At 73.8% G+C, this 14,864-nt stretch carries 15 protein-coding genes and 3 pseudogenes; 14 read left to right on the plus strand and 4 right to left on the minus strand.

The annotated features are described in order from the left end of the window. The 6 genes and pseudogenes from UW392_RS34115 to UW392_RS34140 form a co-directional block, all read left to right on the plus strand. Positions 1 to 238: pseudogene (locus UW392_RS34115) on the plus strand (hypothetical protein); the annotation flags it as partial. Positions 239 to 310: 72 nt separating this feature from the next. After that, positions 311 to 1,366, plus strand: coding sequence for a segregation and condensation protein A (locus UW392_RS34120; protein WP_320779077.1), 1,056 nt, complete (start codon positions 311 to 313; stop codon positions 1,364 to 1,366). Then, entirely contained in the window at positions 1,363 to 2,031 is a 669-nt protein-coding gene (gene scpB, locus UW392_RS34125; protein WP_320779078.1) for an SMC-Scp complex subunit ScpB, read from the plus strand. Before UW392_RS34120 ends, scpB begins: the two co-directional genes overlap by 4 nt. Then, positions 2,031 to 3,107: a pseudouridine synthase gene (locus UW392_RS34130; protein ID WP_320779079.1), complete on the plus strand. Its 1,077-nt coding sequence runs from the start codon at positions 2,031 to 2,033 to the stop codon at positions 3,105 to 3,107. Before scpB ends, UW392_RS34130 begins: the two co-directional genes overlap by 1 nt. Before the next feature lie 231 nt (positions 3,108 to 3,338). Then, positions 3,339 to 4,043 (plus strand): NUDIX hydrolase, encoded by a 705-nt coding sequence (locus tag UW392_RS34135; protein WP_320779080.1) that lies wholly within the window; start codon positions 3,339 to 3,341, stop codon positions 4,041 to 4,043. An 11-nt stretch (positions 4,044 to 4,054) separates the two neighbouring features. Then, positions 4,055 to 5,077 carry an ADP-ribosylglycohydrolase family protein gene (locus tag UW392_RS34140; protein ID WP_320779081.1) on the plus strand — a complete coding sequence of 341 codons (1,023 nt, stop codon included), beginning with the start codon at positions 4,055 to 4,057 and terminating at the stop codon, positions 5,075 to 5,077. A gap of 125 nt (positions 5,078 to 5,202) precedes the next feature. Here UW392_RS34140 and UW392_RS34145 read toward each other — a convergent pair. Together UW392_RS34145 and UW392_RS34150 are read right to left on the minus strand one after the other, a co-directional pair. Then, positions 5,203 to 5,321, minus strand: a pseudogene (locus tag UW392_RS34145) (nucleotidyltransferase); the annotation flags it as partial. 22 nt (positions 5,322 to 5,343) lie between these two features. Then, positions 5,344 to 5,745: a Rieske (2Fe-2S) protein gene (locus UW392_RS34150; RefSeq protein ID WP_320779082.1), complete on the minus strand. Its 402-nt coding sequence runs from the start codon at positions 5,743 to 5,745 to the stop codon at positions 5,344 to 5,346. 218 nt (positions 5,746 to 5,963) lie between these two features. Between UW392_RS34150 and aroH the strand changes: the two genes are divergently transcribed. The 5 genes from aroH to der all read left to right on the plus strand — a co-directional run bounded on the left by aroH (position 5,964) and on the right by der (position 10,438). Further along, positions 5,964 to 6,326 (plus strand): chorismate mutase, encoded by a 363-nt coding sequence (aroH, locus tag UW392_RS34155; RefSeq protein WP_320779083.1) that lies wholly within the window; start codon positions 5,964 to 5,966, stop codon positions 6,324 to 6,326. Further along, on the plus strand, positions 6,323 to 7,408 hold the full coding sequence (locus UW392_RS34160; RefSeq protein WP_320779084.1) for a prephenate dehydrogenase: 1,086 nt from the start codon (positions 6,323 to 6,325) through the stop codon (positions 7,406 to 7,408). The genes aroH and UW392_RS34160 overlap by 4 nt, the downstream gene beginning before the upstream one ends. A 148-nt stretch (positions 7,409 to 7,556) precedes the next feature. After that, positions 7,557 to 8,252, plus strand: a complete 696-nt coding sequence (gene cmk, locus UW392_RS34165; protein WP_320779085.1) for a (d)CMP kinase — start codon at positions 7,557 to 7,559, stop codon at positions 8,250 to 8,252. Next, complete coding sequence (locus tag UW392_RS34170) at positions 8,249 to 8,911, plus strand: lysophospholipid acyltransferase family protein (RefSeq protein WP_320779086.1); 663 nt, start codon at positions 8,249 to 8,251, stop codon at positions 8,909 to 8,911. Before cmk ends, UW392_RS34170 begins: the two co-directional genes overlap by 4 nt. A gap of 57 nt (positions 8,912 to 8,968) precedes the next feature. Continuing rightward, positions 8,969 to 10,438 (plus strand): ribosome biogenesis GTPase Der, encoded by a 1,470-nt coding sequence (gene der / locus UW392_RS34175; RefSeq protein WP_320779087.1) that lies wholly within the window; start codon positions 8,969 to 8,971, stop codon positions 10,436 to 10,438. A 77-nt stretch (positions 10,439 to 10,515) separates the two neighbouring features. Here der and UW392_RS34180 read toward each other — a convergent pair whose 3' ends face one another. Both UW392_RS34180 and UW392_RS34185 read right to left on the minus strand, forming a co-directional pair. Further along, complete coding sequence (locus UW392_RS34180; protein WP_320779088.1) at positions 10,516 to 10,932, minus strand: hypothetical protein; 417 nt, start codon at positions 10,930 to 10,932, stop codon at positions 10,516 to 10,518. Positions 10,933 to 11,117: 185 nt separating this feature from the next. Further along, positions 11,118 to 11,891 carry a hypothetical protein gene (locus tag UW392_RS34185; RefSeq protein ID WP_320779089.1) on the minus strand — a complete coding sequence of 258 codons (774 nt, stop codon included), beginning with the start codon at positions 11,889 to 11,891 and terminating at the stop codon, positions 11,118 to 11,120. Between the two features lie 534 nt (positions 11,892 to 12,425). On the opposite strand from UW392_RS34185, the gene UW392_RS34190 reads away from it, so the two are divergent. The 3 genes and pseudogenes from UW392_RS34190 to UW392_RS34200 form a co-directional block, all read left to right on the plus strand. Further along, complete coding sequence (locus UW392_RS34190) at positions 12,426 to 13,061, plus strand: transglycosylase family protein (RefSeq protein ID WP_320779090.1); 636 nt, start codon at positions 12,426 to 12,428, stop codon at positions 13,059 to 13,061. A gap of 341 nt (positions 13,062 to 13,402) precedes the next feature. Beyond that, a complete protein-coding gene (locus UW392_RS34195) occupies positions 13,403 to 14,665 on the plus strand; it encodes a glycosyltransferase family 4 protein (protein WP_320779091.1) in 1,263 nt (420 codons plus the stop codon). After that, a pseudogene (locus UW392_RS34200) lies at positions 14,662 to 14,864 on the plus strand (hypothetical protein); the annotation flags it as partial. The gene UW392_RS34195 and the pseudogene UW392_RS34200, both read left to right, overlap by 4 nt.

Consider the following 14,864-nt stretch of genomic DNA (forward strand, 5'->3'; position numbering starts at 1 on the left):
CGGACGTGCCGCCGCGCGCCGTCCCAGCGGGCGCGAACGGCACGACGAGAAGATCACGGTGTACGTGTCGGCCGAGGAGCTCATGGACCTCGAGCACGCCCGCCTGGTGCTCCGCGGCGAGCACGGCCTGGCGGTCGACCGGGGCAGGATCGTGCGGGAGGCGGTCGCCGTCGTGCTGGCCGACCTGGAGTCCCGGGGGGACGCGAGCATCCTGGTCCGCAGGCTGCGCGGACGGTAGGGCGAGCGCGGCGGACGGGCGGTGCGGGCGGTGGTCGGCTCCGGGAGCCGTACGCGGTAGCCTGCGACCGCCATGACCTCGAACGACGCGACAGCCTCCGACCCAGCCGCCGGCCGTCGGCGTGCGCTGGGGCGGGGGCCCGGTGTCGCACCCCCGCGGCCCGTAGGTGAGAACCCGCCGGAGGTGGAAGCGGAGTCGCCGGCCGGCGCCGAGCCGGACGCGACCGGCGGGGCACCGGCCTCGCCGGAACGCGGGGAGCGGGGCGCACCGGGGGAAGCTCCGCCGCCCGCAGGGGCGGCCGCCGAAGGCGCCGACGGTGTGTTCACCGTGCGGCTCGCCAACTTCGAGGGGCCCTTCGACCTGCTGCTCCAGCTGATCTCCCGGCACCGGATGGACGTCACCGAGGTCGCGCTGTCGCAGGTGACCGACGAGTTCATGGCACACATCAGGGCCATGGGGCCGGACTGGGACCTCGACCGGACGACGGAGTTCCTCGTCGTGGCGGCCACGCTGCTCGATCTCAAGGCCGCGCGGCTGCTGCCCGCCGCCGAGGTCGAGGACGAGGCCGACCTGGCGCTGCTGGAGGCCCGTGACCTGCTGTTCGCGCGGCTGCTGCAGTACCGCGCGTACAAACGGATCGCTGACATCTTCAGCGAGCGGCTGGAGGACGAGGCCCGGCGGTACCCGCGTACCGTCGGACTCGAACCGCACCACGCCGAGCTGCTGCCCGAGGTCGTCATCACCATCGGCGCGGAGGGCCTCGCGCGGCTCGCCGTGAAGGCGATGCAGCCGAAACCGGAGCCGCAGGTGTACGTGGACCACATCCACGCGCCCCTGGTCAGTGTGCAGGAACAGGCGCAGGTCGTGGTGGTGCGGCTCAGGGAGCTGGGTACGGCGAGCTTCGGCACGCTCGTCGAGGACACCGGCGACACACTGACCGTCGTCGCGCGGTTCCTCGCCCTGCTGGAGCTCTACCGCGAGAAGGCCGTCGAGCTGGAGCAGGAGTCCCCCCTGGGCGAGCTGCTGGTGCGCTGGACCGGCGGAGCCGCCGGGGACGACGACGGGGCGCCGCTGGTCACCGACGAGTTCGACCGGCCGCCCGAGGAGCGCGAGGAGGAGCAGACGTGAGCGAGGAGAGTGCCGGGGACCCGGCGGGGAGCGGCCCGCGGACCGTCGCGGACCTCGGTCTCAAGCCCGCCCTGGAGGCCGTCCTCATGGTCGTGGACGAGCCCGCCGGCGAGGAGCACCTGGCGCGCGTCCTGGAGCGCCCGCGGCGGCAGGTCGCGGACGCGCTGCGGGAGCTGGCCGACGAGTACACCGCGCAGGGCCGCGGTTTCGAGCTGCGGCTGGTGGCCGGGGGCTGGCGGTTCTCCACCCGGCCGGCGTACGCGGCCGCCGTCGACCGGTTCGTCCTGGACGGGCAGCAGGCCCGGCTCACCCAGGCCGCCCTGGAGACGCTGGCCGTGGTCGCGTACCGGCAGCCGGTGAACCGCAGCCGGGTCTCGGCCGTACGAGGGGTCAACTGCGACGGGGTCATGCGCACCCTCCTCCAGCGCGGTCTGGTCCAGGAGGCGGGCACGGAACCCGAAACAGGTGCGATCCTGTACAGGACGACGAACTACTTCCTGGAGCGGATGGGCCTGCGCGGCCTGGACGAGCTCCCGGAGCTCGCGCCCTTCCTCCCGGAGGCGGAGGCGATCGAGGCCGAGACCCAGGAGGGCGTACCGTCGTTCGATCCGGACGCACCGGACGCAGACGACGATCACCCGACGAAGACGACGACGGAACTTTGATGCGAAGCAGCGGCAGCGGCAAGAGCGGCGGGCGCGGTAACTACCGCGGTGCCGGCAACGACAGGGACCAGAAGCAGGGGCAGGGCCGCCCCAGCAAGCCCCGCCCGGAGGAGCGCCGCTACGACGTGGGCCCCGGCGGCACCCAGGACGGCCCGAAGTCGGGACGCGGCGGCGCGGCCCGGGGCGGGGCCAAGGGCGGCCCCAGGCAGTCCCAGCAGTCCCGGCAGGGCGGCCGCGGCCGTACGGAGCCCGCGCGCTCCCGCGAGTACGAGACGCGGACCGAGGAGCGCAACCGCGAGCGGTACGCGGGCAAGAAGGACGTCAAGCCGCCCAAGACCTTCCCCGGCGCCGAGCAGGAGGGCGAGCGGCTGCAGAAGGTGCTCGCGCGCGCGGGCTACGGCTCGCGCCGTGCCTGCGAGGAACTGGTCGAGCAGGCCCGGGTCGAGGTCAACGGCGAGATCGTGCTGGAGCAGGGGCTCCGCGTCGACCCGGAGAAGGACGAGATCAGGGTCGACGGGCTGACCGTGGCCACCCAGTCGTACCAGTTCTTCTCGCTGAACAAGCCCGCGGGCGTGGTGTCGACGATGGAGGACCCCGAGGGGCGCCAGTGCCTCGGCGACTACGTGACCAACCGCGAGACGCGGCTGTTCCACGTGGGCCGGCTCGACACCGAGACCGAGGGCGTCATCCTGCTCACCAACCACGGCGAGCTGGCGCACCGGCTGACCCACCCCCGGTACGGCGTGAAGAAGACCTACCTCGCGCACATCGTCGGGCCCATCCCGCGGGACCTGGGCAAGCAGCTCAAGGACGGCATCCAGCTGGAGGACGGCTACGCGCGCGCGGACCACTTCCGCGTCGTCGAGCAGACCGGCAAGAACTACCTGGTCGAGGTGGTCCTGCACGAGGGCCGCAAGCACATCGTGCGGCGCATGCTCGCGGAGGCCGGCTTCCCGGTCGACAAGCTGGTGCGCACCGCCTTCGGGCCGATCACCCTCGGCGACCAGAAGTCCGGGTGGCTGCGCCGCCTGTCCAACACCGAGGTGGGCATGCTGATGCGCGAGGTGGACCTGTAGGAGCGGGCGGAGGTTCCCCCTCCGTCGTCCTCGTCGGCCGGTCCCGGGATTCCGGGGCCGGCTTTCCGCGTTCTGGGGGTTGTGCCGGGCCGTCCCCGTTTTTATAGTCGTACTGACCATTAATCGGGTGTCGCCGTCGGGCGCGGCGCGCGGGAGCAGGGCCCACGGGGGTGGTCCCGGTCCCGTCGCCGGAGCCCGGCGGCGACACCCGGGGGCTGGGGAGGAGGGGGCATGGAGGGCTACGACAAGTACGCCTTCGAGCCCTTCGCCGTCACCGTCGACCTCGCGGTGCTCACCCTCCGCGAGGGCCGGCTCCAGGTGCTGCTGGTCGAGCGCGGACAGGAGCCGTACGCGGGCCGCTGGGCCCTGCCCGGCGGCTTCGTGCTGCCCGCCGAGTCCGCCGGGACGGCGGCCCGGCGGGAACTCGCCGAGGAGACCGGCCTGGCGGACGTCTCCGGTCTGCACCTGGAGCAGCTGCGGACCTACAGCGAACCGGACCGCGACCCTCGGATGCGGGTCGTCTCCGTCGCGTACACCGCGCTGCTGCCCGACGCCCCCGAGCCCCGCGGCGGCGGGGACGCGGCGAGCGCCCGCTGGCTGCCGTACGACGGGCTCGGGCCGCTCGCCTTCGACCACGACCGCATCCTGGCCGACGCCCACGACCGGGTCGGCGCCAAGCTCGAGTACACCTGCCTCGCCACGGCGTTCTGCCCGCCCGAGTTCACGCTCGGCGAGCTCCAGCAGGTCTACGAGACGGTGTGGGGCACGGCGCTGGACCGGCCCAACTTCCGCCGCAAGGTCCTCGCCACCCACGGCTTCGTGGAGGCGGTGCCCGGCGCCGCCCGGCTGACCGGCGGCCGCGGCAAACCCGCCGCGCTGTACCGCGCGGGCCCCGCCACCGCCCTGCACCCGCCCCTGCTCCGCCCCTCGTCGTAAAGGACGCCCCGATGACCACCACCCGGCCCGCGAAGCGCGCCGCCACCGGATCCCTCATAGGTCTCGCCCTCGGGGACGCGCTCGGTTTCCCGACGGAGTTCAACGACGTGCCGTCGATCCTCGCCAAGTTCGGGCCCTGGCGGGAGATGGAGCTGCCGGACCCCGCGATCGTCACGGACGACACCCAGATGACGCTGGCGCTGGGCCGGGGCCTGCGCACGGCCATGGACCGCGGATCCCTCGGCCCGGCGCAGCTGGAGCGTCCCGTGCGCGAGGAGTTCGTCGCCTGGTCCCGCTCCCCGGAGAACAACCGCGCCCCCGGCCGCACCTGCCTGGTCGCCTGCGACCTCCTCGCGCGTCAGGACCGGCCCTGGCAGGACGCCTCCCAGATCCACTCCAAGGGCTGCGGCGCCGACATGCGCGTGGCACCGGTCGGGCTCATTCCGCAGCTGAGCGACGACCAGCGCGCGGGCGCCGCCCAGCTGCAGGCCGCCCTCACCCACGGCCACCCCACGGCGCTCGCCGCCTCCGACCTCACGGCGCACGCGGTACGGCTGCTGGCGCAGGGCACCGAGCCGACCGGACTGGTCGGGCGCCTGCGCTCGTACGCCTACGACAACCGCACCCGGTACCACGAGCACTGGCTCGGCGACCTGTGGACGCGCGGCCAGGACCCGAGCGCGGAGCAGTTCATCGCCCGGGGCTGGGACGAGTGCCTGGAGGCCCTCGACCGCCTCCGCCAGGCCCTCGCCGACCCGTCGCCCGAGACCGATCCGTGCCTCGCCACGGGGGACGGCTGGGTCGCCGAGGAAGCCCTCGCCACCGGTCTGCTGTGTTTCCTGCTCTTCGTCGACGAGCCCGTCACCGCCCTGCGCCGGGCCGCCTGCACCTCCGGCGACTCGGACTCCATCGCCTGTCTCGCCGGCGCGTTCGCGGGCGCCCACCACGGCCCGGCCGCCTGGCCCGAGGAGTGGGCCGACCGCGTCGAGTACCAGGGCGACCTCCTGGCGCTGGGAGCCCTCTGGGACGCTTGAGCGACGACCGACGCCCTCGCCGCCGTCGTCGCCCTCGACACGCGGCGTCCCGCGTACGGCTCACCGGCATCGGCCCGATGCGGCGCGCCCGCCTACCTGCCGGACGCGGCGCAGGCCGCCTCGTTGGGGGCGAGGAAGACACCCTGCGGTCGGTGTCGCTGCCCTCCGTGGCCAGGTCGAAGGCGCGCGAACCCATGACGCAGGAGTAGACCGTGTGGTCGCGGACCAGGGACTCGGGCTGCATGTCCGGGAGCGTACGTGGTCGATCACGTCCGGCGGATCGTGTTTCCGTCCACCGTGATCCGCTCCTCGGCCAGCCCCTCCGTCGCCGGGCCGGTCGTCACCGAACCGTCCGTGATGCTGAAGCGGCTCCCGTGACAGGCGCAGTCGATCGTGCCGTCCGAGACGGCGGCGACCGTACAGCCCTGGTGGGGGCAGACCGCCGAGAACGCCCGGAAGTCGCCCTCCTCCGGCTGGGTGACCACGACCTTCTCGTCGCCGAGCACCTTTCCGCCGCCGACCGGGATGTCGTCGGTCCGCGCCAGCTCCCCGTCCCCGGCGGGGGACTCCCCGCCGTCCCCTCCGCCGCCGTCGCCACCGCACCCCGCGAGCAGCACCGCGGCGCCCGTCGTCACCAGGACGGTGCGCCGTGTCGCATCCAGAGTCATGCCGTTCCCGTCGTCGTGTCCGTCGCGTCCGTCGTGTCCGTCGCGTCGTCCCCTGTGCCTTCCCCCGGGCCGGGCGAACCACCGGCGGAAGGGCGTTCCGTACGCCCTTCGGCCCACGGGGGACCGTCTCGGCAGCCGGGCGCCGCGCACCGCGGTGTGCCGGGCTGACTACGCTGGTGGGACGAGCCGTGCAGGGAACGCAAGCGAGGAGCACAGACGTGGCGGTACGAGCGGTCCGGGGCGCCGTCCAACTGGAGCGGGACGAGGCCGGGCACATGGACGAGCAGGTCGGGGCGCTGCTCACCGCCCTCCTGGAGCGCAACGGACTCACCGCGGACGACCTGATCAGCATCTGGTTCACGGCCACGCCCGACCTGCACAGCGACTTCCCGGCGGCCGCGGCCCGGGGGCTCGGCATCGTCGACGTGCCGCTGATCTGCGCGCAGGAACTCGACGTCCAGGGCGCGATGCCGAGGGTCGTCCGGATCCTCGCCCACATCGAGTCCGACCGGCCCCGCGGCGAGATCGCCCACGTCTACCTGGGCGCCGCGGCCGCACTGCGCAAGGACATCGCCCAGTGAGGACCGCACTTGTCATCGGCACCGGACTGATCGGCACCTCGGCGGCGCTCGCGCTCGCCCAGCGCGGCGTGACGGTGCACCTCGCCGACCGGGACCCGGAGCAGGCCCGTACGGCGACCGCGCTCGGCGCCGGCACCGACGAGGCGCCGGACGGCCCGGTCGACCTCGCGATCGTGGCCGCCCCGCCCGCCCACGTGGCCACGACCCTCGCCGACGCGATGCGGCGCGGCCTCGCCCGCGGCTACCTCGACGTGGCCTCCGTCAAGGGCGGCCCGCGCCGCGAGCTGGAGCGGCTCGGCCTCGACCTGACCGGGTACATCGGCACCCACCCCATGGCGGGCCGCGAGAAGTCCGGCCCGCTGGCCGCCACCGGGGACCTCTTCGAGGGCCGGCCCTGGGTGCTCACGCCCACCCGGGACACCGACACCGAGGTCCTGAACCTCGCCCTGGAGCTGGTGTCGCACTGCCGTGCCGTGCCGGTCGTGATGGAGGCCGACGCCCACGACCGGGCGGTCGCCCTGGTCTCCCACATGCCGCACCTGGTGTCGAGCATGGTCGCCGCGCGCCTGGAGCACGCCGAGGAGGCGGCCGTACGGCTGTGCGGCGGCGGCATCCGTGACGTCACCCGGATCGCGGGCTCCGACCCGCGGATGTGGATCGACATCCTGTCCGCCAACCCCGGGCCGGTGGCCGACCTGCTCACGGACGTCGCGGCCGACCTGGAGGAGACCGTCCGCGCCCTGCGCGCCCTGCAGTCCTCCGACGAGGACGAGCGCCGCGGGGGCGCCACCGGCATCGAGAAGGTCCTGCGCCGCGGCAACGCCGGCCAGGTCCGCGTCCCCGGCAAGCACGGCAGCGCCCCGCGCGCGTACGAGGTCGTGGCCGTCCTCATCGACGACCAGCCCGGCCAGCTGGCCCGGATCTTCGCCGACGCCGGTCGCGGCGGCGTCAACGTCGAGGACGTCCGGATCGAGCACGCCACCGGCCGGCAGGCGGGTCTGGTGCAGCTGCTGGTCGAGCCGAAGGCGGCGCCGGTGCTGACCGCGGCCCTGCGGGAGCGGGGCTGGGCGATCCGGCAGTGACCCGGGCCGGGCGCCGCCTCCCCGGCACGGGAGCCGGTCGGGGGGCCGAAGGGCCCGTGAGCCGGGGGCCCGGGAGCAAGTAACCTTGTGCGGGGCGCCCTCGCGTCCCGCACACCCCGCCACCCCGTACCAGGAAGGTCACCAGACCGTGGAAAACGGCGCCGCCCGGACCGCCCCGGCAGTCATTGTCGCCATCGACGGGCCCTCCGGCACGGGCAAGTCGAGCACCTCCAAGGCCGTGGCCGCGCAGCTCGGACTGAGCTACCTGGACACCGGCGCCCAGTACCGGGCGATCACCTGGTGGATGGTGACCAACGGGATCGACGTCGAGGACCCCTCGGCGATCGCCGCCGCGGTCGGGAAGCCGGACATCGTCTCGGGCACCGACCCGGCCTCCCCCACGATCACCGTGGACGGCACCGACGTGGCCGGCCCGATCCGCACCCAGGAGGTCACCTCCAAGGTCAGCGCGGTCAGCGCGGTGCCCGAGGTGCGGGCCCGGATCACCGAGCTGCAGCGCGCCGTCGCCGCCGGCGCGGTCACCGGCATCGTCGTCGAGGGCCGGGACATCGGCACCACCGTGCTGCCGGACGCCGACCTGAAGATCTTCCTCACGGCCTCCCCGGAGGCCCGTGCCGCCCGCCGCAGCGGTGAGCTGAAGAACGCCGACGTGGCCGCCACCCGCGAGGCGCTCCTCAAGCGGGACGCGGCCGACTCCACCCGCAAGACCTCCCCGCTGGCCAAGGCGGACGACGCGGTGGAGGTGGACACCTCCGACCTCACGCTGCAGCAGGTCATCGAGTGCGTGGTCACCCTCGTCGAGGAGAAGCGGGTCGCGAAGTGACCGAGGCGCCTTCGGTACGGGGGGCCGAGGTCGGCCGCCGCATCGGCGTGGGCCTGATGTTCGGGCTGTGGAAGCCGCGCGTCCTGGGCGCCTGGAAGGTCCCCGCGACCGGCCCGGTGATCCTCGCCGTCAACCACTCCCACAACATCGACGGCCCCATGGTCATGGGTGTGGCGCCGCGGCCCACACACTTCCTGATCAAGAAGGAGGCGTTCGTCGGTCCCCTCGACCCGTTCCTCCTCGGCATCGGGCAGGTCAAGGTGGACCGCACGTCCACCGACCGGACCGCGATCACCCGGGCCCTCGGCGTCCTGGAGAACGGCGGCGTCCTCGGGATCTTCCCCGAGGGCACCCGCGGCGAGGGCGACTTCGCCTCGCTGCGCGCGGGGCTGTCCTACTTCGCGGTCCGCAGCGGGGCGCCGATCGTCCCGGTCGCGGTCCTGGGAAGCACCGAGCGGCGCGGACGGTTGATCAAGGGGCTGCCCCCGCTGCGCAGCCGGGTCGACGTCGTCTTCGGCGAGCCGTTCGCAGCGGGCGACAGCAGCGGGCGGCGGACGCGCAAGGCGCTCGACGAGGCGACCGTGCGCATCCAGAAGCAGCTCGCCGCCCACCTGGAGAACGCCAGGCGCCTCACGGGGCGCCAAGGGACACTTGAGTAGTGGATCCCCCGCCCTCGGGCGGTCCACCGATCACCACGACGAACGAGGTACCACTTCATGAACGACCACATTCCCTCCGACGGCTCGGAGCACGAGCACGGGGCTCTCGGTGATGCCGAGTTCGCGGAGTTCATGGAGCTCGCCGCCGAAGAGGGCTTCGACCCCGAGGACATCGAGGGCGCGCTGGAGGAGGCCGGACACGGCCCGCTCCCGGTGCTCGCCGTCGTCGGCCGCCCGAACGTCGGCAAGTCGACCCTGGTGAACCGCATTATCGGCCGCCGCGAGGCCGTCGTCGAGGACAAGCCCGGCGTCACCCGCGACCGCGTCACCTACGAGGCCGAGTGGGCGGGCCGCCGCTTCAAGGTCGTCGACACCGGCGGCTGGGAGCAGGACGTCCTCGGCATCGACGCCTCCGTGGCCGCGCAGGCCGAGTACGCGATCGAGGCGGCCGACGCGGTCGTGTTCGTCGTCGACGCCAAGGTCGGCGCCACCGACACCGACGAGGCCGTCGTCCGGCTGCTGCGCAAGGCGGGCAAGCCCGTCGTGCTCTGCGCCAACAAGGTCGACGGCCCGAGCGGCGAGGCCGACGCCTCGTACCTGTGGAGCCTGGGCCTCGGCGAGCCGCACCCGGTCTCCGCGCTGCACGGCCGCGGCACCGGCGACATGCTGGACGCCGTCCTGGAGGCGCTGCCCGAGGCGCCGGAGCAGACGTTCGGCACCGCGGTCGGCGGCCCGCGCCGCATCGCGCTCATCGGCCGCCCGAACGTGGGCAAGTCCTCGCTGTTGAACAAGGTGGCGGGCGAGGAGCGCGTCGTCGTCAACGAGCTCGCGGGCACCACCCGCGACCCGGTCGACGAGCTGATCGAGCTCGGCGGCGTCACCTGGAAGTTCGTCGACACCGCCGGCATCCGCAAGCGGGTCCACCTCCAGCAGGGCGCCGACTACTACGCCTCGCTGCGTACGGCCGCCGCCGTGGAGAAGGCGGAGGTCGCGGTCATCCTGCTGGACGCCTCCGAGAACATCTCCGTACAGGACCAGCGCATCGTGACGATGGCGGTGGAGGCGGGCCGCGCGGTCGTCCTCGCCTTCAACAAGTGGGACAATCTCGACGAGGAGCGCCGCTACTACCTGGAGCGCGAGATCGAGACGGAGCTCGGCCAGGTGGCGTGGGCGCCGCGGGTCAACGTCTCCGCGCGCACCGGACGGCACATGGAGAAGCTCGTCCCGGCGATCGAGACGGCGCTGGCGGGCTGGGAGACCCGGGTCCCCACGGGCCGGCTGAACGCCTTCCTGGGCGAGCTGGTCGCCGCCCACCCGCACCCGATCCGGGGCGGCAAGCAGCCGCGCATCCTGTTCGGCACGCAGGCGGGCACCAAGCCGCCGCGGTTCGTGCTCTTCGCGTCCGGCTTCATCGAGGCGGGTTACCGGCGGTTCGTGGAGCGCCGGCTGCGTGAGGAGTTCGGCTTCGAGGGGACGCCGATCCATATCTCGGTGCGGGTCCGCGAGAAGCGCGGCCGGAAGAAGTAGCGAGCGGGGGCCCGCACGAGGGCGGCTCCCCGGATCTCCCGGGGAGCCGCCCTCGTCGTTCTGGTGCCCCGGTCGCCTCAGTGCCCCCGGCGGGGGCCGGGCGGCAGTGCGACGGGGAAGTGGTGCGCACCGGTGTGACCGGTGGGCATCCGGCCCACCGGCTGCCAGACGGACGCCGCCTGGGCCGGGTGGCCGGGCTGTGCCTCGCGCCGGGTGCCGTGCTGGGTGGCGAGGCGGCCGGTCGCGTACGCGGCGGTGCCGTGGCGGGCGTCGTACGCGCCCGTGGAGTACGCACCGGTGGAGTAGGACCCCGTGGAGTACGACCCGTAGCCGCTGCCGAGGTGCGGAGCGATGCCGAAGGCCGTGAAGCCCATGTCCTCCTCACCGTGGCGGTCGCCGGGCAGGGCCCGGAAGGACCTGTTCCACTCCGCGTAGAGCGCGTCGTAGATCGGCGTGACCGAGGAGCTGCCTTGTTGGTCCTGCGCGGGCCGCATGGAGGGAATCGGCTGGTAGGACTGGCGGCGGGGGACTTCGTATTGGTGCACACTGGTCCAAACGACCCCGCCGCGCCGGGGATGCGGCCTTGCCGCGCCGCCCGGCGGGGCACCCCCCGTACGGCCCACACCCCGGGCCGGCGGGGCCGTCGGGACCTGTCGGGTACGGATCCCGGGCGGGGCGGTCAGGTGCCTGCCAGCGGCAGCGTCGCGGCCACCAGCCTGCCGTTCGCGGCCGCCTTGTCGAGGGCCTCGCGCAGCAGGTCCTCGCGGGGCTGGCGGCCGATGGAGCCGACCGGGGCGGCGAAGAGGATCACCTGCTGGTGCTTGGCGGCGGCCGCCCGCCAGGTGTCGGCGGCCTGCAGCGGCTGGTGCGCCTGCCACCAGGCGACCGGGGAGCCGCCGCCGGCACCCGGCTGGAGGATGGCGTGCAGCTGTCCCACGGCCAGCAGTACCGACCAGCCGTGCAGCACCGGCGGGACGCACTCGACCTCGGTGAGCGGCACGAAGCCCTGCTCGACGAGGAGCGGCAGGAAGTCGTCGTCGGCGCCGGACGTGCCGGGGCGGACGATGGGGGCGGTGGGTTCGACCACGAGCGCGGGACGGAGCTCGCCGCCGATCAGCACGAGTCCGCTGGTGACCCCGAGCACGGCCTGCTCGGGCGCGGCCCCGGCCGGCTCGCCGTCGGCCGTGATGGAGCGGACGGCGCCCTGCAGCTGCTCCTCGGTGACCTGGACGACCTGGGAGGGCAGGCAGGTGGCGTGGGCGAAGGCGAGCACGGCGGTCTCCTCGCCCACGAACAGCACGGTGCTGGTGCGCTCCTGTGCGGAGTCGCCCGGGGTGCGGCAGGACGTGCAGTCGTAACTGCCCGGGGCGTTCTCTCCGGCGAGCAGCCGGTCGGCTTCCTCGTCGCCGATCTCGGCACGTACCTCGTCGCTGACGTCGAGCATGCGCGGCACGGGGGGCTCCTCGGGATGTGGTGCGGGGTGGGGCCGGGTGGCTCCCGGCCCATGAGCGCGGGGGGCCCGGCTCATGCAGGAGACAACGGGCGATCTGTGGCCGGAGTCACGCTCGGGGGCGAACGGAGTCGAACCGTCCGGAGCGCACCGTGAAACCCCGGGCGGAATGCCTCACTCCACGTCAACTTCTTGTAACTACAAGGCAGTTCCCGCGGTGAGGTGGGTCACAGATCACCCTGCCTCGTGGCCGACAAATCCGGAAATCAGGGAATGAAGTGGGTGGCCGGAAAGGGTTGATACCTGCGGTAACGGCGAACTGGCCTGTGCGGACGGCGCGCTGGTTGATACGAGCCCCACGGCTCCCTACATTCCTCGGCCGTGTGCATCGAGCACCGCTCGGGTACGTCCGCCGGCCGCACGACGCAGCCAGCACCACCACCGCCGGCGGACGGGGCGGAGCGCACCGTCCACGTCCCGTACGACGTGGACCGCGCGCCGCCCTGGGGGACCCCGGGTCCTTCGAGAGGGAAATACATGTCCGCATGTGCCGACAGCGCCCACGGCAACACCCGTAAGACGCGTACCGCGGCGGTCCTCGCCGGAGCGGCCCTGCTCGCTCCGTTCGGCCTCCTGGCCGGGACGGGCAGTGCCTCGGCGGCCGACGGTGGAGTGTGGGACCGCATCGCGCAGTGCGAAAGCAGCGGCGACTGGAACATCAACACCGGCAACGGGTACTACGGCGGACTGCAGTTCTCCGCCTCCACCTGGAGCGGGTTCGGCGGCACGGCCTACGCGCCCACCGCGGACCGGGCCACCAAGGCCCAGCAGATCGCCGTCGCCACCAAGGTCCAGCGGGTCCAGGGCTGGGGCGCCTGGCCGAACTGCTCGGTGCGCGCCGGCGCCTACGGCGGCGCCCCCGCCGCGCCCGCCACCGGCTCGGTGACCACGAAGTCGGCCCCGGCCGAGCGGCCGGCGAAGGCCCCGGCCCGCGCGCCGGGCCACACGGACCGCGGTACCTCCCGCGGCGACTACACCGTGCGCGGCGGCGACACCCTGAGCTCCATCGCGTCCCGGCACGGCACCACCTGGCAGCAGGTCTACTCCGCCAACGCGGCCGTCATCGGCGGTGATCCCCACACGATCGTGCCCGGTCAGCGGCTCGACCTCTGAGCCGACCCCCGGTCCCGGGTACGGGGTTCCGTCCGGCGGACCGACCGGGCGGAACCCTCGTGGACGCCGGCGATCCCTGCGGGCGGCCGGACCGCACCGGTCCGGCCGCCTCGCCGGCGTCCACCCGGAGCCGCGGTGCCGATCCCACACCGGCGCCGCGGCTTCGCGCCCGCTCCCGTGCCCGCCTCGGGCCCGGTGCGGCAAACGTTCCCGAAATGGGCTACCGATCGCGCAACTGTTCTGGCACAAGTTGGTGATGCGGCCCAACCAGGTCCGGTGGCCCCGGGTCTCAGTCGGCGACGAGCTGACCAGACTCGGAAATCAGGGGAACCGGGGGACCCATGCACATCTCGTTCCTGATACACAACGCGTACGGCATCGGCGGCACGATCCGGACCACGTACAACCTCGCCAACACGCTCGCGGAGCAGCACGACGTCGAGATCGTCTCCGTCTTCCGCCACCGCGACGCGCCGGTCTTCACACCCGGTCCGCGGGTCCGCGTGCGCGACCTCGTCGACATCCGCGCGGACGGCGCCGACCGGGGCGACCCGGACCTGGAGGTCCCGGCCACCGTGTTCCCGCGCGCGGACGGCCGGCACAAGCAGTACAGCGCCCTCAGCGACCGGCGCATCGCCGAGCACCTCGCCACGGTCGACGCCGACGTCGTGGTGGGCACCCGGCCCGGCCTGAACGTGCACCTGGCGCGCCAGACCCGGCGGGGTCCGCTCCGGGTGGGCCAGGAGCACCTCACGCTCGACAACCACTCCGCCCGCCTGCGGGCCACGCTGCGCACCGTGTACCCGCGCCTCGACGCGCTGACCACGACCACGGAGGCGGACGCCCGCTCGTATCGCGACCGGATGCGGCTGCCCGGCGTCCAGGTGCGGGCCGTGCCCAACCCGGTGCCCGCCCCCGCGGTCGAACCGGCGGACGGATCGGGCAAGTGGGTCGTGGCGGCCGGGCGGCTGGCCCCCGTCAAGCGGTACGACCTGCTCGTCCGCGCCTTCGACGAGGTGCGCGCGCAGCGGCCCGACTGGCGGCTGCGGATCTACGGAGGAGGCGGCCAGAAGGGCAGGCTCCGGACGCTGATCGACGAGCTGGGCCTCTACAACCACGTCTACCTGATGGGCCCCGCCCACCCCATCGAACCCGAGTGGACCAAGGGTGCCGTCGCCGCCGTCACCTCCTCCATGGAGTCCTTCGGCATGACGATCGTCGAGGCCATGCGCTGCGGTCTGCCGGTGGTGTCCACCGACTGCCCCCACGGCCCCGGGGAGATCATCGAGGACGGCGTCGACGGCCGACTGGTCCGGGTCGGTGACGTCGACGCCATCGCCGCCGGACTGCTGGAGCTGATCAACGACGACGCGCTGCGGCAGCGGATGGCGCACGCGGCGCTCAAGAACTCCGAGCGCTTCGACCCGGCACGCGTCGCCGAACGCTACGAGTCGCTCTTCGCCGCGCTGGTCACCCGCAGCGGCAGCAGTTTCGGGGGACGGGTGCGGGGCTCACTGCACCGCACCCGGGGAGCCCTGCTCGGCGGTGCGTACGTCGTCCGGGACGCCGGCCGCGCGGCGGTCAGGAAGGGGCGCACCGCATGAGCGCGACGACCGGGCCGACCGCGCGTCCCCGCGCGGCGGCGGAGGAAGACCGGGAGGACACCGTGACGGCTCCGCGCGCCGACTGCGCCGCCGACTCCGCGGGCGGGCTGGCCTTCGAGGTCGCCGGCCCCGGCGGGACGGGCCCGGCCCGGCTGGTGCTGCGGCTGCGCGACGGCGAGGAGGAGGTCCGTCTGCCGCT

The sequence above is a fragment of the Streptomyces sp. CRN 30 genome, from assembly GCF_034105845.1.